We start from the raw sequence: 17,960 nt of genomic DNA on the forward strand, positions 1-17,960 counted from the left end.
ATACAAAGAGAGCGGGCTTTGGCCGCTCTCTTTGTATTTTGAATCCGTTAGTAGATGTCCCGACTAATTTAAGTTATAGTGGGTATCGTCTATCATTTTATTGTGAAGCGGCTCCGTCATTTGTGAACTACCCATTATATCTATCGGTGTCTTTACCGTAAAGCTGCGCTTACCTGATAATCCTGTTATTTCTTGAATGGCTCTGGCCAATAAAGGTTCGTTCTGGTCACCAAGTGCACCAAGATTACTTAAATCCTCTTTTTGCTCAATATCCGGAACCAAACCACTTGTAAAATCAGAGAACCCTTCTGCATTCTCATTTCTGCCCAGTAAGGGTTGAATGGCCCACTGATTATTAGGGTTTATTTTATTTACTCTGGACGGATTATACAAATAAGAGTTTTCGCGGTCGTCTACCAAGGTTGTCGAAAATTCATTTTTTCCTCTGGTAACATCGCCAATTTGAACAACATCCGTATAGGGTTCCAAACTATTTATAAGCAGCTCACTTGCAGATGCGGAACTTCTTGTAGTCAGAACATACACTTTAGGCAATTCTAAGGAATTGATGGTTCTGCTGCCGACGCGGTCTGCGAAATAAACCTCTAGCTGACTTGTTGAACGCTGTGCTTGAATCTTATCGTTATAGCGTTTTCTAAGGAACAAATCTGAGGTATTCGTCCCATAAATCATACTCGCTAGTAAACGTGTTGTATTCACCGAACCACCGGGATTATATCGTAGATCTACAATAAGATTATTGACTCCGGAGGATTCAAAGGCAACAAAAGCATCATACAGATTATCATCATATTCGTTGGTGAACTTGTTGTACATTAAATAGCCTATTTTCTCATTGCCGATCTCGAAAGTTTTGGCAATGAAAACAGGGTTTTCTGCGAATGCCTCTTGTTTTGTAAGCGTAACCTCTTCATCGTTGGGCGTAACCTCGCCATTAACAAATGTTGCCATATTTAGAGTGTAGGTGCTGTTATCACCGAACAAAAGATTAATATAGTTGTCTTCTGTCAAAGGCTGGCCGTCTACTCCGATAAATAAGTCCCCTCGTTGAATGTCTTTGGTAGCACCGTCCGAGTTTGGGAGAATATAGCGTACATACCCAAAAAGGTTCTGACGGTCCGCAAACCGTACCAGGCCAAACTGCACTCCGTTACTTCTGGAGATACCGGCCAGGGAGTTTGTAAGCTCACGATAATCCGAATTGTAGAAGCTAAATCGATCCTCTATAAATTTTAATTTCCTATCGAAGAAATCTGCTGGATTTTCCTCGGAGGCTAAAAAAGAAGTGTATGCTTCCCGGCCCTCATTGGTATTCTCGAATCTATCATCTGCCAAATCAGGAACTTCATCTTGCCAGAAATACCAAAAGTTCATGGCTTTCCACATAAAATCCTGGACGGCCACTTCCTCTGAAATTGGGTCTACAGTATTCGGTATTTCAAATTCATCGGTCTTGGAACAAGATAGTGCAACGAATACCAGTAAAACGAAATAATATTTTTTCATGAAAAATCCCACCTAAATTATCCTGTACAAAAGTAACGTCTAGAACAGATTATTATTTTCTATTGGGCATATCTAAGTGCATGAGACCGTCCATAAGTGAAACATTGGTATTTTCTTTAAGGTCATAGGACCCAAATAAGGTATTCGCGGTCATGGCAGGTGTCAAATCAATTTTACCGCTTTCTCCAGTTATTTGACTTATGGTCAAAGCAAGTAAGGGTTCTGAAGGGTCTCCTAAAACACCAAGATTAGAAATATCTTCTTCTAATTCAAAATTGGGTACTAGGCCAGAGGTATAATCGGAAAAACCATCAGCATTCTCGTTTCTTCCCAAAAGGGGTTGTATTCCCCATTGGTTATTAGGGTTTATGTTAGCTTCTCTATCAGGATCGTAGAAATAACTATTTTCTAAATCATCTACAAAGGTTATCGAGAATTCGTTCTTACCTGTAGTCGTTGTTCCTATTTGAACGACATCCACGTACGGTGCAAGACCGTTGATTACGAGCTCGCTTGCAGAGGCCGTGCGGTCCGTTGTTATCACGTATACCCGTTGCAGATTTAATGCATTTATAGGGGAACCATCTATGGTAGTGCTGGAAAAGTTTGTTTCTCCGTCTCCTGGGTCAAAAGTGGATTGAATCTTATTATTATACCTCGCCTTTAAGAAAAGGTCATTCGTGTTTGTGCCATAAACAGAACTTGCGATTTGTACTGCCGTACTGACCCTACCGCCACCATTGTATCTAAAGTCTAACACGAGTTCCTGAACACCTTCTGACTTAAAGTTCCCAAAGACATTGTTCAGTTCTTCGTCAAAAGCGGCTAAGAAACCATTGTACATAAGGTAACCGATCTTAATTCCGCTTTGTTCCAATACGTTGGATACAAGAATAGGATTTTCTGAAAAATTGTCCACTTTAGTTAGAGTAACTTCTTTGTTGTTCTCGGTAATACTGTTGTCTACGATTTCAGCCATATCCAAAGTATAAGTGGTATTCTCACCGAACAACAAATCTCTAAAATTAGTTCTATTGAGTCTTTGACCATCAACCCCGATAAAAATATCACCTCTTTTGATGTCTTTCGTTGAGGCATCTGAATCTCTAGCGATATAGGTAACTACGCCATATACATCATCACTACCTTGAAATAGATAGAGTTGAAATTCCAAACCATTGCTTCTAGATACTCCCTGAAGTCTACTCACCAAATCCTTATAATCTTCCGCCGCAAAGGAGAAACGGTCTATGGCAGCAGCTTCACCGACCACGCGTTCATGATTATAACATATTTGATAGAAAAAATCTTCTGGATTAGGCTCATCCTCTAAGAAATCTTCGTAGGCCACTTGTGTCGCAAAGCGATCATCTGCCAGATCAGGAACGTCTTCTTGCCAGAAATAAAATGCATTCATGGCCTGCCACATAAAGTTTTGGGCCTCAATATTGACCACCTGGGGATTTTCTTCAACAACTTCCTCCTCCTCAATGACTTCTTCCACTAATGGAGCATCATCATTTTTATTACAGGCAGTGAAACAAACTCCGAGTACAAGGAGTGATAAAAAGTACTTTTTCATAAATCTCTTTTTTAAGCAATATAAATATTTTAAGCAACAATTATTCCAGAATACAGAAATGGTAAAATTCATTGCTCCGTCACAATCTTACGATAGATACGTAATTCTTTAGTGTAAGGATGTTAAATTTACTTACATGTGGTATTAAAAAAAATTTATTGTAACAAAATTCGTTGAATGTCGTCTTCCTTTTGTAGACCAATGAATGGGTTTGCGAGCAACTGAACCAACAAATGAAACAAACGGAGTTTTTAAATGTGGTAATGCCTTTTAAGGATAAGCTGTACAGAATGGCAAAACGCTTATTAGTGTCCAGCGAAGAGGCAGAGGATGCTACGCAAGAAATTCTTTTAAAGTTATGGTCCAAGAAAAAAGCAATGGGTAGCTATAAGAATGTAGAAGCCTTTGCGATGACAATGACAAAGAACTTTTGTTTAGATCGATTAAAATCTAAGCAAGCAGGGAACCTTAAATTGGTACACAGCAATTATAGTGATGATAATTCCTCTTTACAAAAACAGGTAGAGGCCAGGGATAGTATCAGCTGGGTAGAGCGGATAATGGAAGAATTACCCGAACAACAGAAGATGGTATTGCAGTTAAGGGATGTTGAGCAATACGATTATGACGAAATAGAAGCGCTTTTAGACATGAAACCAACGGCAATACGAGTGGCCTTGTCAAGAGCAAGAAAAACAGTAAGAGAAAAACTAATTCAAAAACATAGTTATGGAATTGGATAACATAGAGAAATTATTGGAAAAGTATTTTGAAGCAACTACCACAGTTGCAGAAGAAGAAACTCTTAGGGACTATTTTTCTAAAGAAAGTGTAGCAACGCATCTAGAGCAGTATGCTCCCATGTTTCAATACTTTTCAAGAGCCAAAGAAGAACGATTTACAAGGCAAGTCCCATTAAAAGCTAAAAATAATATATATAAGTGGGCATCCGTTGCTGCGGCAGTAGTTCTTGCATTTGGACTTTATTTTGGTAATGACTACCGAGAACAACAAATTGCGGATCAAGAAAAAGCTTTGTTGGCTTACAATCAAACAAAAAAAGCCTTTGCACTCTTGGCCGTTAATTTTAATAAGGGCACTGAAAAAGTAGCTTATTTAAATGAATTCGAAGAAACAAAACAAAAAATTTATAACAACAATTAATAGTAAATATAATGAAGAAAATAATAGTTACAATAGTAATGGCAATGGCGTGCTATACCGGATTCTCACAATCCATGTTCGATAAATACGAAGATTTGGATAATGTAAGTGCGGTAGTGGTAAACTCTAGTATGTTCAGGTTATTATCCAATATCGATGTAGAGGTAGATGATCCGGAAGCACAAGACTTTATGGATATCGCCAAAAGTTTGAAGAACTTAAAGGTTTTTATTACCGAGGACAAAAGTATCTCTGCAGATATGATGAGTACAATGAACAAGTACTTAAAATCCAATTCGCTTGAAGAGCTAATGCGAGTGAAGGATAAAGAAGCCAATGTAAAGTTCTACATTAAACAAGGTAAGGACGAAGATCACGTTAGCGAACTTTTAATGTTCGTAACCGGAATGAAAAACGTGGATATGGACGTTAACGGAAGAAAGTTTGAAACCGTATTACTTTCCCTTACAGGAGATATCGACTTAAATAAAATAGGCTCCCTAACAAGGAAAATGAACTTACCCGAAGAATTGAATAAAGCGGGTAAAAAGCAATAACAAGCAGAACGTATGGGTCTTGCTGATCGTAAAACAACAGTATTGGCAGGACTCTTTTTTATTAATAATTCATCAATAACAAATCAAAAAACAACATCATGAAAAAAGTAGTAGTAGTATTTTTAATAGCCCTTTTGCCAACATTTGGTTTTTCTCAATCCATCTTTGATAAATATGAAGATATGGATCAAGTGGGTTCGGTAATCGTAAATAAAGGGATGATAGATCTAGTCTCCAAGTTAGGAGCGATGAGTGACGATGCTGAAGCTAAGGAATTTATGGAAGCGGCAAGCGGTTTAAATCGGGTCAAGGTCTTTATGACAGAAGATGCAGCGGTATCTGCGGATATGTCCAAAACCGTGAATAAGTATTTAAAATCTTCTAAGCTAGAAGAGTTAATGCGCGTTAAGGACAAGGATGTGAACGTGAAGTTTTACATAAAGGAAGGAAAGAAGAAGGATTACGTGTCAGAACTATTAATGTTCGTTTCAGGATTGGATAATGTTGAGATGGGACATAATGGTAGAAAATTAGAAACTGTCTTAGTAAGTTTAACCGGCGATATTGATTTGAATAAAATTGGCACCATCACCAACAAAATGGATTTGCCCAAAGATTTGAACAAGGCAGGCAGAAAATAAATAAAAATTGACCGTCCCGTTTAAGAAAACTTACTTAAACGGGACGGTTTAATGAATTGTAAAGCTAATGGATATGAAAAAAATAATTAGAATCTGTCTTTTGTTAATACTGGTCATCGTATCATCTTGTTCTTCAACACAGAGCTTACAGGAATACTATGTTGACAACTCCGAAAATCCAAATTTTTTGTCTTTTGATATTCCTACCAGTCTTTTGAATTTAGAAGAAGCGGAACTAACCTCAGAACAGAAAAATGCTTTTGAGTCCTTGAAAAAACTTAATATTCTAGCCTTTAAAAAAACCTTGGACAATGTTGCTGCTTACAAAACGGAGAAAGCTAATGTAAAGGCCATCTTGGCAAATGACGATTATACCGAATTAATGAAAATGAACACGGAGTTCGGTAAGGCCGCTATTCGTTATAAAGGAGAAGAGGATGCCATAGACGAGGTTATTATATTTGGTGATAACAAGGAAAAAGGTTTTGCTCTTGTACGTGTATTGGGAAAAGAAATGAATCCAGCACATTTTGTTCAATTATTACAAGCTTTACAGAAATCTGATTTCAATGGCGAGGGTCTTGGAGATTTAGGTAATTTTTTCGATGGTAAATAGTGCTACAGGTTTTTAAAGAATCCTGCTTCGTTCTAAACGGAGCGGGATTTTTTAATTTGTACGGTAATTGACACATTAATTTTGTGACCTTCTAGATATTTTTGTTTCTTACTAATTATAAAAATCATATGAACACTAAAACAACAGAAAACTATCATGGAAGACGCAAAAGTATGGATTGATAAAGGAATTGAATTTATCACCGAATTCGGCCCAAAGCTAATTGGAGCTGTAGTAATTTACATTATCGGCTCGTGGATAATTAAAAAGATAATGAAGCTGCTGCGGGGCACGATGTCCAAAGCTGACTACGATAAATCCCTTCAGAAATTTCTTTTGAGTCTTGCCAAATGGGCACTGACGATATTCTTGATCATTACCGTTATCTCTACGTTAGGCGTTGAGACAACAAGTTTAGCAGCTGTAATAGCGGCCGCAGGTTTAGCCATTGGTCTAGCGCTTCAAGGTTCGCTCTCGAATTTTGCGGGTGGCGTTTTAATCATCATTTTTAAACCATACAAAATTGGTGATTTGGTAGAAGCTCAAGGTGTATTGGGTAGCGTTAAGGAAATCGAGATTTTCACTACAAAATTGATAACGCCACAAAACAAACTTGCCATTGTTCCAAATGGTGCCATGGCCAACGGAAATATAATTAACTATACCGCAGAAGGTAAAATGCGTGTAGATACGACTGTCGGCGTGGATTACGGTTCCGATATCAAAAAAACAAAAGAGGTACTTTTAGCAATGTTAGAGGCAAATCCTTTAGTACTTAAGGATCCAGCACCAAGTGTGAACGTAGAGGAGCTAGCGGATAGTTCGGTAAATCTTGCCGTAAGACCTTTCTGTAAGCCAGAAGATTACTGGGACGTTTATTTTGGAACAATCGAGGGTACGAAAGAAGCCTTGGATAAAGCGGGAATAGAAATTCCTTATCCACACGAGGTTCAAATCAACAAATAAGAAAAGTTTTTGCAACTAAAAAGACCGCTAATTAGCGGTCTTTTTTTGTTTCTAGTACATATAGGGACTATATACCTGTATAGTTACTTGGCGTAATCTGTTTCAGTTCTTTTTTAATGGTTTCAGAAACTTTGAGCGTATCTATAAAGTTCCCTATCGATTCTTGGTTGATTTTCTCGTTCGTTCGGGTAAGACCTTTTAACGCTTCATATGGATTAGGATATCCTTCACGTCGAAGAATAGTCTGAATCGCCTCGGCAACTACAGCCCAATTATTTTCAAGATCCTGCTCAAACTTATCTTTGTTCAACAGTAATTTATTCAATCCCTTTAAAGTAGCTTGAAAAGCGATTATAGTATGTGCAAATGGCACGCCCACATTTCTTAAAACGGTACTATCCGTAAGATCGCGCTGTAATCTAGATACGGGTAATTTGATTGATAAATGTTCAAAAATGGCATTGGCCAGACCCAAGTTTCCTTCAGAATTTTCAAAGTCTATCGGATTTACTTTATGCGGCATTGCAGAAGAACCAACTTCACCGGCTTTTATTTTCTGTTTAAAATAATCCATGGACACGTAGGTCCAAAAGTCACGATCTAGGTCTAATACAATCGTATTAATTCTTTTCATCGTATCAAATAGTGCCGCCACGTGGTCATAATGCTCTATTTGGGTGGTAGGGAAGGAGTGGTGAAGCCCTAGTTTTTCCTGAACAAAAGTGCTACCAAAATTTTTCCAATCAATAGTTGGGTAGGCTACTTTATGGGCATTAAAATTTCCTGTGGCACCACCGAATTTAGCCGCACTGGGAATATCGTTCAAGAGGTTGAACTGTTCTTTTAGGCGTTTTACGTAAACCGATATTTCTTTTCCTAAACGTGTGGGAGAAGCTGGTTGCCCATGTGTTCGTGCCAGCATGGGAATAGCGGCCCATTCTGCGGTTAATTCCTCTAACTTCTCGAGTAGTTGAAAATATTGAGGAACGTAAACCTCGTTCATGGCTTCTTTTATGGAGAGCGGAATAGCCGTATTATTTATGTCTTGAGAGGTTAGACCAAAATGAATAAATTCCTTAAAGGCGGAAAGCCCAAGTTTGTCGAACGCCTTTTTTATGAAATACTCAACGGCTTTTACATCGTGATTCGTGGTCTTTTCAATCTCTTTGATATCCTCGGCATCCTTGGTGTCAAAGTTGCTATAGATTTCACGGAGAACACTAAATTTGGAATTATCAAAATGGGCAAGTTGTGGCAACGGAATCTCACAAAGCGCTATAAAATATTCGATTTCAACCCGTACCCTATATTTAATAAGGGCTGCTTCAGAGAAGTAGGGCGCTAGACTCACCGTTTTATTTCTATAACGACCATCTATTGGAGAAATGGCATTTAATTCATCGAGAGCTGTCATGTAAATGGCTTGTTTGTATTAAAAAGGCCAAAGATACCTATAACTGCTAGAGTTTAAAAATGGACTTCAGCTATACTTCAGCACATTTAATTACTTTATTCTGTTGAGAATCATCCTTGCCCGTGCCCTGTAGCCAGCGCTACCTGAGGCATAACTTTGTTCTAAAACCTTTTTTAGTTCAGGTCGTATCCAGTCAAATCGTTCACCTAAATAAAATAGATTGGTCATGGCAAAAACCTTAGCAGCTACTTTATGTTGGCCAATAAGCCAATCAAAACAGACTTCGGCCATAATTTCTTGTTGTTTAAAAGTAATGGCTTTTATGTAGGCAGCATCTTTTTTTACAAAGTATCGTTCATTGACCATTTCTAGAACATGGCTCATAGGACGAAGGGTCGATTCCCAATTAATAACGGTTAAACCTTCAATGAATATATTTATATTGGGCAATATGTAATCTAGTTTTTTGCGCATTAAATGGTCAAAGACCCAGCACGCGTTGAAGTTTTTTCTGAGTTTATCCTGTTCATAAATGACCTTTAACACAACCGCTGTAAGTTCTGGTCTCGCTCTTAAGTCATCGACCAATTGCATTATTTGATTCTTGTTCAATCTAGAACCATTCAATTTTTCAGTAAGTGTATCGGCCGTCATTGATGGTCTATTAATTGCACCACCAATCCAGGCACACCAATGGTAGCAGTTTTGGCTATGATGGTCAAATTTTCAAAATCAGTTTCGTTTACATTGGGTTTGGGATCTATAAGATAAACAGGCGTTCCTAATTTTGTATAGTTCACTAAACTTGCTGCGGGATACACCTGCATAGAAGTGCCGATAATAATAACAATGTCCGCTTGTGCTACAATTTCTATGGCAGGTTCCAGCATAGGCACCATTTCACCGAACCAAACAATATGAGGGCGTAATTGATGGCCGTTTTCGTCAAAATCACCAAGTACAAGGTCTTTTTTCCAGTCAAGTACATGATTTTCATCCGCCGTGCTGCGAACTTTAAAAAGCTCGCCGTGTAGGTGCAGAACGTTACTGCTGCCCGCCTTTTCATGAAGGTTATCTACGTTTTGGGTAATGATGTCTACTTTAAATTTTTCTTCAAGCTGTACCAAAGCCTTGTGTCCTGCATTGGGAGTAACCTTCAACAATTGCCTTCGGCGTTGATTGTAGAATTCTAATACCAGTTCAGGATTTCTGTCAAATCCTTGTAGTGAGGCAACTTCCATGACATCATGTCCTTCCCAAAGTCCATCGGCATCCCTAAAGGTTTTTAATCCGCTTTCGGCGCTGATTCCTGCTCCTGTTAGAACTACAATTTGCTTCACATTTCTATTTTATGTTAAAAATATACTTTTTATTATCTTGGTTTTATGATAGATGAAAATCTTTTGTCGTATTTAGAAAATTTTATTTCAGAAGAAAGACTAGAGCGTTTTATTTCTGTACTCGAACAGCGCACCAAGCACATCACTGTGGCAATCGAAGATGTATTTCAACTTCATAATACCAGTGCCGTTATCAGAAGTTGTGAGGTTTTTGGAATACAAGATGCCCATGTGATAGAGCATAAGTTCGGAAAACGGCTGGATAAAAATATAGCTATGGGAGCCCAACAATGGGTAGATGTGTATCGCTATGCGAATACGGCAGACTGTATTGGGAAGTTAAAATCTAACGGATATAAAATTGTTGCCACGACACCACATCATGATGCTGTTCTTTTGGATGATTTTAAGATGGATGGCAAAGTAGCCCTTTTTTTTGGTACCGAAAGAGATGGCCTTAGCGAAGAGGTTATGGAAAGCGCCGATGAATTTTTAAAAATACCGATGTTGGGATTTACGGAAAGTCTTAATATTTCTGTTGCCGCTGCCATCATACTTCAAAATTTAGGAGATAAACTTAGAAAAACGAATCTACCGTGGGCTCTTACGAATGATGAAAAAAACGAAAAACGATTAGATTGGACCAAGAAATCCATTAAGAGTATTTCGGAAATTCTTATAAGGTATTACGCAATGAAATAAAAAATTCACTATCTTACCCTAACAACTAACTAATTGATAAACAAATGACTACAGTAATTTATATTTTATTGGGCATCGTTGTGCTTGTTGTTTTTTTAGCGCTGATAGCCCCAAAGACCTACAATGTTTCTAGAACAATTGAAATAGATAGCCCTAAAGCTAATGTCTTTCCGTATTTGAAGTTTCTTAATAAACAAAGCGAATGGTCTCCATGGGCCAAAAAAGACCCGGATATGGAACGAAAATTAACTGGAACAGATGGTGAAGTAGGTGCAATAAGTTGTTGGAACGGAAATAAAGATGTAGGTGAGGGCGAACAAGAGATTACCAAGATTGTGGACGGCGAACGCGTTGAAGGTAGACTACGTTTTTTTAAACCATGGAAGTCAGAATCTAATTGTTACATGGATTTAGAGGAAACTGCTTCAGGAAAGAGCAAGGTAACTTGGGGTTTTTCGGGGAAGAATAAATTTCCGTTTAGTATTATGATGCTTTTCATGAGCATGGATAAAATGGTAGGTAAAGATTTTGAAGAAGGCCTAGAGAGCCTAAAAACCCAACTGGAAAATTAGCCTATGCAAACAAATATGGTAGGATGGTTTGAAATTCCGGTGAGAGATATGGACCGTGCAAAGAAATTTTACGAGACGGTATTCGATGTTGCTATTGCCGTTCATGAGCTGGGCGACTTTATCATGGGTTGGTTTCCTATGTCTCCAGAAAAAACGGGTGCTTCTGGTTCGTTGGTGCAGCACGACATGTATTCTCCCAGTGAAACTCATGGTCCATTGATTTATTTTACCTGTTTAGATGTGTCTCAAGAACTTGGTAGGGTGGTCGAAGCTGGTGGTACCGTCTTAAAGCAAAAAACGGAAATCGGAGACGGACATGGTTTTATGGGCTTATTTAAAGATTCTGAAGGGAATAGGATTGCATTACATTCTAACAAATAGGGCACTTAAGTAAGCGGTACTTTGGTATAGTTCTACTGAAAGTCATTCTTCATCTTTAAGCGATGATCGAGATTAAAAATGCTCCGACACTTAGGTTGAAATATCTGTTGGCTTTTCTTCCAAACCCTGGTGGTTTCGTTCAGAGGTCGTTTATTAGGCTAATTATTGGTTTCTTGGTGTTTCAGGGTTGTAACAGTTCCAGAAGAGCAATATCGTTATCGTTTTCCAACAATACCTTGCCATTTTTGACCATAACCTCCGTTTCGGAATAGGTATCGTAAAGTTTAGTACCATCCCCAAAAAATCCTTTAACCCAAAGTGATTTTTTCCCTTTAGGCAAGTCCAGACCTATAACTACCTTATCCTTAAAATCTCCGTTGGTATACGTTCTACTAAAGACATAGGGTTTTTTACCTAATCTTTTATGTTTTCCTGCGCCTACCGACGGATGTGCATTTCTAAACTGTCCTAATTTTCTCCAATGCGCAAGGGTGCGCTGTATTTTTGGAATGCTATCCAGTTCGTCCCAATTCATAAAAGAACGTAATGTGGCATCTCCTTGGGTACTATCAATGACTAAATTTCTAGCCGTCTCGTCACCATAATACACTTGTGATGCCCCTGGTGTTAACAGTAAAACGTTTGCTGCCCGTACGGCTTCTTTCCGTTCTTGGTCAAAAGGTTGTCCGTCGTCATGTGATGCCAAGTAATTGACGACACTTTTGTTTTTTAGTTTAGTATGCAACAGTTTGCTGTATTTAGCGAAAATGGTTTCATAGTCTTTTGCAGCGTCATATTTAAGCTCAAAGTTAATGAGGCTATGGAATCCGTTACTGAAAAAATCTACCTTTTTATCACCAAAATCAAAGGCTCTTCCTCCGGATATTCCATAATTGTATACCTCACCGACCATGTAGAAAGGATTATTGTCCAAAACAGCGTTCGGATGTTTTCGTTTCCACGTATCAAAGGCATAGGAAGCTTCTTTATAAAGTTCGCCCCATACATTTTCGTTGACGTGTTTAACCGTATCTACCCTAAAACCGTCTATACCATATTCATGTACGTAATCCGTAAGCCATTTCATAATATAAAACCTTGGCGCTCTCGGATAGCCCGTACGGTCAAAAAATAACTGTAGCTCATCTAACTCGGCACTTAACCGACCTTCATTTTTCCATTTTGCTAAGAGCGCATCCGGAAGTTCAACGGCTTCATCCGATAAGGTATTCACATCCGGTAGATTATCTACCAGAGTACAATTGGTAGTGTTCTCATAGGTGGTAAATTCACAAGTGGGATCCGTAATAACCCATTCTTCGGGCCACACGGGGTCCTTATCGGTAACAGGTCCGGTATGGTTAAGAACCACATCCATTAGTACACGGATACCTTTCTTGTGTGCGGTTTTTACAAGCATACCCAAATCTTCTTTCGTGCCAAAATTTGGGTCCAAGGCTGTCCAGTCTTTTGCCCAGTATCCGTGGTATCCATAGGTATTACCAGTGCCTTCATCCGTATCTCCGTGAATTTGTTCTATTACCGGGGTAAACCAAATGGAGTTGATGCCTAGCTTTGTAAAATAGCCTTCATTTAGTTTTTGCGTGATTCCTTGAATATCGCCACCCATAAACCCGCGTAGTTTTCCGCTAGGATTGGTTCTGTCAAAATTGATGTCGTTTTCCGGGTTTCCATTATAAAACCTATCGGTGAGAAGAAAGTAAATATTAGCGCCGTCCCAGACAAAAGGAATCGTTGGTTCTGTTATGGCCACGGTATCCGTCTTGATAGACGTTTTATTGACTACTTCTTTGTTCTCTGTTTTGCATGAGGAAAGCATCGCGAGAAGCGTCGCAACGATAAGTAGGTATTTCATGTGCATTCTATTTTGCTTAAAGCTATAAAATGCAGACGGAACAGAAAAATTTTATTTCTTTCGGTTTAGCACTTTGAACTCTTCATAACAGCTGCTAATAGCATCAAGAATCTGAAGGTCGTTGGCGGTAGTGATGAATGAATTGGAATAATTACAGTTGTTCAAAATATCCTGGATGTCCATTTTATCCAGTTGCAGCAGTTCCATTAAGGTCTCCCGGTCAAATTTAGATGCCAACAAATCACGAATTCTGTCGTCTTCTTTGATTTGACGAAGTTTACGCATTTGGTTAGGCTTTTTCCCGAAGAGGTTCCGTAATAGATCTGCAGGATTCAGAATTGCTCCTAAAACTTTGGTAACCGCGCTAGGATTCTTATTTCCGCCTTCATATCCCACGGAAAGTCCAGAAATACTATATTGATAGGCGTTATTTACGGGTAAATTCTTTACATCTATTTCTAAGTATCCCGTAAGCTGGTAAGGGCGAACAATGACCTCTTCCAAGGCGTAGGCGAGCTCTGTTAGGGCAATCTTGGTATCCTTGAACTTGAACATATCATTGGTTATCCTAATTTTTTGGGATTTATAGCCCAAGAAAGAAAAATATAGGGTGTCATTTACGGCCGCAGTAATTGAAAACTCACCTTTTTCGTTGGTAATGGTCCCTAAGACTTGGTTTAAGTTGACGACATGGACACTTTCCATAGGTTCGTCTGTCTGTGCATTTACGACAAGTGCGCTTATGATACTGCTTTCGGTCTCGTCTTGAGCGTAACCCAAGAAACCATACAAACAAAAGATAACCAGTACATATTTTACCATAAACGTATGCTGAGATAATTAAAGGTACAAACAAAACAAAAAAATACGCCGAAGCGTATTTTTTAATATAGAATTAACTAAAAGAAATCACCTTTTCTTTTGTTGCTTCTTCTTTTACCGGAGTTGGGACTAGAAGAATTTCTTCGTTCCCTTCCTTTACTTCGCGATCTATCGCCACTTCTGTTTCCGTCACGATTTCCTCTACTTTTGCCTTTATCCCTGAAGCCGCCGCCTCCGCTTCTGCGTCTTCCGCCACCGCCTCCGGGATTTTTGGAAACTTCTACGTTTACAAATCTACCATCGACCTTAAATTCTGTAAAGGTGGATAAAATCCTATCAGTGACCTCTGCATCGGTGTTAAAGAAAGAAAAGCTGTCTTTTACATCGACTTTAAAAACGTCTTCTCTTCCAAGATTTACGGTATCCTTGATGAAGTCCTTGAGAGACATCCAATCGTATCCGTCTTTTTCACCCACATTTATGAAATAACGCACCGAACCAGAAGTAGGTGCGTCACCTCTATTGTTTCTATCGCGACCCCTTTCTCCAGAATCTGAAGTATTCAGGTCTTTTGATTTGTTGTAATAGTTATAAAAACGTGTAAACTCGACCGACACGATTTTTTTGATGAGTTCTTCGCGATCTACATCCTTTAACACATCGTTAATCGCTGGTAGATAGCTTTCAACATCTTCGTTGATTTCGGTATCCTTTATTTTGTTGGCCAGATGATACAGTTGAATCTCACAAATCTCCATTCCCGTTGGAATCTTTTTAGAGATGAAATTCTGCTTTATCTTATTCTCGATAGCCTTAATCTTACGCATTTCGCTACGCGTAACGATGACCATGGAAATACCGGATTTACCGGCCCTTCCCGTTCTACCACTACGGTGTGTGTAGGTTTCTATTTCATCTGGCAATTGGTAATTGATAACATGGGTAATGTCGTCCACATCTATACCTCTCGCGGCTACATCGGTAGCGACTAACATTTGTATTTGTTTTTTACGGAACGAGTTCATTACCAAATCGCGTTGGTTTTGGCTCAAATCCCCATGTAGTGCCCCGGCATTATAACCGTCTTCAATAAGTTTTTCCGCTACCCTCTGTGTATCTCTTTTTGTTCTGCAAAAAACGACCGAAAAAATATCGGGATTGGTATCCGCCAATCTTTTTAAAGCCGGGTATCTATCTCTACCACCAACAACATAATATTCATGCTGAACGGTTGAAGCCCCAGAGTTTTTAGCACCCACGGTAATTTCTTGTGGGGAATGCATAAACTTCTTGGCGATTATGGAAACCTCCTTGGGCATTGTAGCCGAAAACAACCAGGTAGACTTCTCATCCGGGGTATTCGAAAGGATATCCTTGATATCTTCAAAAAAGCCCATGTTGAGCATTTCATCCGCCTCGTCCAAAATACAGTAGTCAATTTTAGAAATATCGACCAATTTACGATTGATCATATCTTTCATACGTCCGGGAGTGGCCACCACTATTTGGGCACCTCTCTTAATCTGTCTTGCTTGTTCCGTAATACTGGCTCCGCCATAAATAGCGACTACATTTATATTTTTCTCGTATTTGGAGTATAATTTTAGCTCATTGGTAATCTGCAAACACAATTCCCTGGTAGGGGAGAGGATTAAACCCTGTGTAGTTCTACTATCACGGTCTATCTTTTGGATGAGCGGAAAGCCAAAAGCAGCGGTTTTACCGGTTCCTGTTTGTGCAAGCGCAACCAAATCGGTCTCACTTTCCAATAAAATCGGGATTGCTTTTTCCTGTACTTCAGAAGGTTTTTCAAAACCCAAATCCGAGACAGCATCAATTAAGGACTTTTGCAGTCCTAGTGCTTCAAAATTTGTCATACTATTATGTTTCTTAATCGCAAATATGAATGTTGCATAGAGCGATTATCGAACATAACCTGTTGACTCCGAACAACACGTGCTATACCAGCGGCGTTTTATAAAGCGGCAAAGGTACTGTTAATTAATGAGATGGTATAATTTGATGGTAATACAAAAATTAAGGCGCGATACTATAACCATAGACGGACATGATTATTCCGATTATGCCACAGACCACCATTAAGATAATAAACCCTTTTTGAAGTTTAGGATTATCATATATGATGATACAAACTGCGCCCAAAACAATACAGATTTGAAAGAAGAGCATGCCGAGGTCAAATTTTTTAGTAGCCTCGTCATATTGCTCCGCCAGTTGTTCCCATTCCTTTACCCCTACTATAATACCCAGTTTACCATCTAGGTCATGAATCCAATCTTCTTTAGGAATGTTAGAGGAGCCTATTAAAATTTCTTTCTTCTCGTTACCATATTTGGTGATTTGATTTTTGACAACCTCTATTTTTCTATTTACGGGGACTACCTTATCTTCAGGAATGATACCGCTGGTAACCAGTACGTTTAAATAATCTAGTTCACTTTCTTTAAGACTTTCTTTAATGCTTTTGGATTGGTACTAGCTAGAATAATTGACTACCTTATTATGGGCTATCATCATTTCTTCCTCCAGTTCTCCGTTGACCATCTGGGAAATTGCCATTAGCGCGGCAAAAAATGCAATAAGAACCCCACCAACGGCTTCGGCTCTTTCTGAAGCTACAGAAACCTCAACGGTATCCAAACTATTTTTAGATTGTAGCATAATGTGTATTTAAATAGTTAATGAGCTTTATGGTAGCTTTTCCTCGGTGACCTATTTTGTTCTTAATTTCCAACGGTAATTCCGCAAAGGTCTTGTCATAACCTTCGGGTTTAAATATAGGGTCGTAACCAAAACCATCTTGCCCTCTCTTTTGCGTTAGGATTTCTCCGGCTACGGTTCCGTCAAAAAAATAGGTCTTACCGTTTAAGTTCAATGCGATGACCGTTTTAAATATGGCGGACCGGTCAGCTTTGTTCTTTAGATTATGAAGGAGCTTGTCCATATTGGCCTGAGCATTATTTTCTGGCCCTGCATACCGGGCAGAGAATACGCCCGGAGCATCGTTTAGGCTGGTTACCAGAAGGCCGGTATCGTCTGCAAAGCATGATAAACCATAATTCTCAGTAACATAATCTGCTTTTAATTTTGCATTACCTTCCAAAGTGTCCTTGGTCTCAGGGATAGGCTCATGGCAATGAATGTCCGTTAAGGAAAGTATTTCTATATGTTTAGGAACCAAGGATTGAATTTCCTTTAGTTTGTTTTCATTATGAGTAGCAAAAACAAGTTGCATGTAAAATAATTAATTCTTTGATTTAAGATTTTGACAAATTCAAAAATACTAATTTTATAAAATGGAGTTAAAACTACCCCCTGTTATCGTGTTTTTTGTTTTTGGACTGCTCATGTTCTTGTTGAACAAGTTTTTACCTTTTGGCTTTTTTGACTTCTTCGGACGCCTGGTCTTGGTCAAAGTATTGGCAGGAATGGCAGTAGGTATATTAACGATATCCATTGTTCAATTTTTTAGAACAAAAACTACGGTTGACCCGGGCAAACCGTCAAAAACGACACAATTGGTTACTAATGGCCTCTATAAGTTCTCTAGAAACCCTATGTATTTGGGGATGTTGTTAATGCTTCTTGCTTGGGGTTTAAAGCTGGGTAATGCCTTTAACGTGCTGTTGGCCTCCGGGTTTGTGTTTTACATGAATCGGTTTCAAATCATTCCAGAAGAGAAAATTCTTGGGAATAAGTTCGGAAAGGAATATGCGCGGTACGTTACAAAGACCAGGAGGTGGTTTTAGTGCGGTGATAATTATTGAAAAAAGTAATAT

The 17,960-nt window shown here is 38.8% G+C and carries 21 protein-coding genes; 10 read left to right on the forward strand and 11 right to left on the reverse strand.

What is annotated here, in order from left to right:
• Window positions 1-63: 63 nt before the first annotated feature.
• Both BFP77_RS15155 and BFP77_RS15160 read right to left on the reverse strand, forming a co-directional pair.
• Window positions 64-1,527 (reverse strand): S41 family peptidase, encoded by a 1,464-nt coding sequence (locus BFP77_RS15155; RefSeq protein ID WP_099574892.1) that lies wholly within the window; start codon window positions 1,525-1,527, stop codon window positions 64-66.
• Between the two features lie 52 nt (window positions 1,528-1,579).
• On the reverse strand, window positions 1,580-3,109 hold the full coding sequence (locus BFP77_RS15160) for a S41 family peptidase (RefSeq protein WP_180272369.1): 1,530 nt from the start codon (window positions 3,107-3,109) through the stop codon (window positions 1,580-1,582).
• 233 nt (window positions 3,110-3,342) lie between these two features.
• On the opposite strand from BFP77_RS15160, the gene BFP77_RS15165 reads away from it, so the two are divergent.
• The 6 genes from BFP77_RS15165 (at window position 3,343) to BFP77_RS15190 (ending at window position 7,053) form a co-directional block, all read left to right on the forward strand.
• Window positions 3,343-3,852 (forward strand): RNA polymerase sigma factor, encoded by a 510-nt coding sequence (locus BFP77_RS15165; RefSeq protein ID WP_099574894.1) that lies wholly within the window; start codon window positions 3,343-3,345, stop codon window positions 3,850-3,852.
• A 13-nt stretch (window positions 3,853-3,865) separates the two neighbouring features.
• Window positions 3,866-4,273, forward strand: a complete 408-nt coding sequence (locus BFP77_RS15170) for a hypothetical protein (RefSeq protein ID WP_373604840.1) — start codon at window positions 3,866-3,868, stop codon at window positions 4,271-4,273.
• A gap of 11 nt (window positions 4,274-4,284) precedes the next feature.
• Complete coding sequence (locus tag BFP77_RS15175) at window positions 4,285-4,830, forward strand: DUF4252 domain-containing protein (protein ID WP_099574896.1); 546 nt, start codon at window positions 4,285-4,287, stop codon at window positions 4,828-4,830.
• 98 nt (window positions 4,831-4,928) lie between these two features.
• Window positions 4,929-5,471, forward strand: a complete 543-nt coding sequence (locus tag BFP77_RS15180; protein ID WP_099574897.1) for a DUF4252 domain-containing protein — start codon at window positions 4,929-4,931, stop codon at window positions 5,469-5,471.
• A gap of 73 nt (window positions 5,472-5,544) precedes the next feature.
• Window positions 5,545-6,087 (forward strand): DUF4252 domain-containing protein, encoded by a 543-nt coding sequence (locus BFP77_RS15185; RefSeq protein WP_099575129.1) that lies wholly within the window; start codon window positions 5,545-5,547, stop codon window positions 6,085-6,087.
• A 156-nt stretch (window positions 6,088-6,243) separates the two neighbouring features.
• A complete protein-coding gene (locus tag BFP77_RS15190; RefSeq protein ID WP_099574898.1) occupies window positions 6,244-7,053 on the forward strand; it encodes a mechanosensitive ion channel family protein in 810 nt (269 codons plus the stop codon).
• Window positions 7,054-7,120: 67 nt separating this feature from the next.
• On the opposite strand, the gene purB is transcribed toward BFP77_RS15190, so the two are convergent.
• The 3 genes from purB to BFP77_RS15205 form a co-directional block, all read right to left on the reverse strand.
• Entirely contained in the window at window positions 7,121-8,467 is a 1,347-nt protein-coding gene (purB, locus tag BFP77_RS15195) for an adenylosuccinate lyase (protein ID WP_099574899.1), read from the reverse strand.
• Between the two features lie 90 nt (window positions 8,468-8,557).
• Window positions 8,558-9,121, reverse strand: a complete 564-nt coding sequence (locus BFP77_RS15200) for a hypothetical protein (protein ID WP_099574900.1) — start codon at window positions 9,119-9,121, stop codon at window positions 8,558-8,560.
• On the reverse strand, window positions 9,118-9,807 hold the full coding sequence (locus tag BFP77_RS15205; RefSeq protein WP_099574901.1) for an SIR2 family NAD-dependent protein deacylase: 690 nt from the start codon (window positions 9,805-9,807) through the stop codon (window positions 9,118-9,120). The genes BFP77_RS15200 and BFP77_RS15205 overlap by 4 nt, the downstream gene beginning before the upstream one ends.
• Window positions 9,808-9,852: 45 nt before the next feature.
• On the opposite strand from BFP77_RS15205, the gene BFP77_RS15210 reads away from it, so the two are divergent.
• Genes BFP77_RS15210 through BFP77_RS15220 form a run of 3 tightly spaced genes read left to right on the forward strand, consistent with a single transcriptional unit; the run spans window position 9,853 to window position 11,462 of the window.
• The gene (locus tag BFP77_RS15210; protein ID WP_099574902.1) at window positions 9,853-10,509 is read left to right on the forward strand and encodes a TrmH family RNA methyltransferase; all 657 of its coding nucleotides are present in this window, start codon (window positions 9,853-9,855) and stop codon (window positions 10,507-10,509) included.
• 44 nt (window positions 10,510-10,553) lie between these two features.
• The gene (locus tag BFP77_RS15215) at window positions 10,554-11,081 is read left to right on the forward strand and encodes an SRPBCC family protein (RefSeq protein ID WP_099574903.1); all 528 of its coding nucleotides are present in this window, start codon (window positions 10,554-10,556) and stop codon (window positions 11,079-11,081) included.
• Window positions 11,082-11,084: 3 nt separating this feature from the next.
• Window positions 11,085-11,462, forward strand: coding sequence for a VOC family protein (locus BFP77_RS15220; RefSeq protein ID WP_099574904.1), 378 nt, complete (start codon window positions 11,085-11,087; stop codon window positions 11,460-11,462).
• 181 nt (window positions 11,463-11,643) lie between these two features.
• On the opposite strand, the gene BFP77_RS15225 is transcribed toward BFP77_RS15220, so the two are convergent.
• The 6 genes from BFP77_RS15225 to BFP77_RS15245 form a co-directional block, all read right to left on the reverse strand.
• On the reverse strand, window positions 11,644-13,338 hold the full coding sequence (locus BFP77_RS15225; RefSeq protein ID WP_099574905.1) for an alpha-amylase family glycosyl hydrolase: 1,695 nt from the start codon (window positions 13,336-13,338) through the stop codon (window positions 11,644-11,646).
• 51 nt (window positions 13,339-13,389) lie between these two features.
• Window positions 13,390-14,160: a carboxypeptidase-like regulatory domain-containing protein gene (locus BFP77_RS15230; RefSeq protein WP_099574906.1), complete on the reverse strand. Its 771-nt coding sequence runs from the start codon at window positions 14,158-14,160 to the stop codon at window positions 13,390-13,392.
• A 77-nt stretch (window positions 14,161-14,237) separates the two neighbouring features.
• Window positions 14,238-16,037 (reverse strand): DEAD/DEAH box helicase, encoded by a 1,800-nt coding sequence (locus BFP77_RS15235; protein ID WP_099574907.1) that lies wholly within the window; start codon window positions 16,035-16,037, stop codon window positions 14,238-14,240.
• Window positions 16,038-16,197: 160 nt separating this feature from the next.
• Window positions 16,198-16,641 carry a DUF4337 family protein gene (locus BFP77_RS15240; protein ID WP_373604845.1) on the reverse strand — a complete coding sequence of 148 codons (444 nt, stop codon included), beginning with the start codon at window positions 16,639-16,641 and terminating at the stop codon, window positions 16,198-16,200.
• Window positions 16,642-16,656: 15 nt separating this feature from the next.
• Window positions 16,657-16,842, reverse strand: a complete 186-nt coding sequence (locus BFP77_RS17540) for a hypothetical protein (RefSeq protein WP_373604842.1) — start codon at window positions 16,840-16,842, stop codon at window positions 16,657-16,659.
• Complete coding sequence (locus tag BFP77_RS15245; RefSeq protein ID WP_099574908.1) at window positions 16,829-17,416, reverse strand: non-canonical purine NTP diphosphatase; 588 nt, start codon at window positions 17,414-17,416, stop codon at window positions 16,829-16,831. The genes BFP77_RS17540 and BFP77_RS15245 overlap by 14 nt, the downstream gene beginning before the upstream one ends.
• Window positions 17,417-17,477: 61 nt before the next feature.
• Between BFP77_RS15245 and BFP77_RS15250 the strand changes: the two genes are divergently transcribed.
• Window positions 17,478-17,930, forward strand: a complete 453-nt coding sequence (locus BFP77_RS15250) for a methyltransferase family protein (protein ID WP_099574909.1) — start codon at window positions 17,478-17,480, stop codon at window positions 17,928-17,930.
• The last annotated feature ends 30 nt before the right edge of the window (window positions 17,931-17,960 follow it).

Source organism: Maribacter sp. 4U21, assembly GCF_002742365.1.
Classification (GTDB): Bacteria; Bacteroidota; Bacteroidia; order Flavobacteriales; family Flavobacteriaceae; genus Maribacter.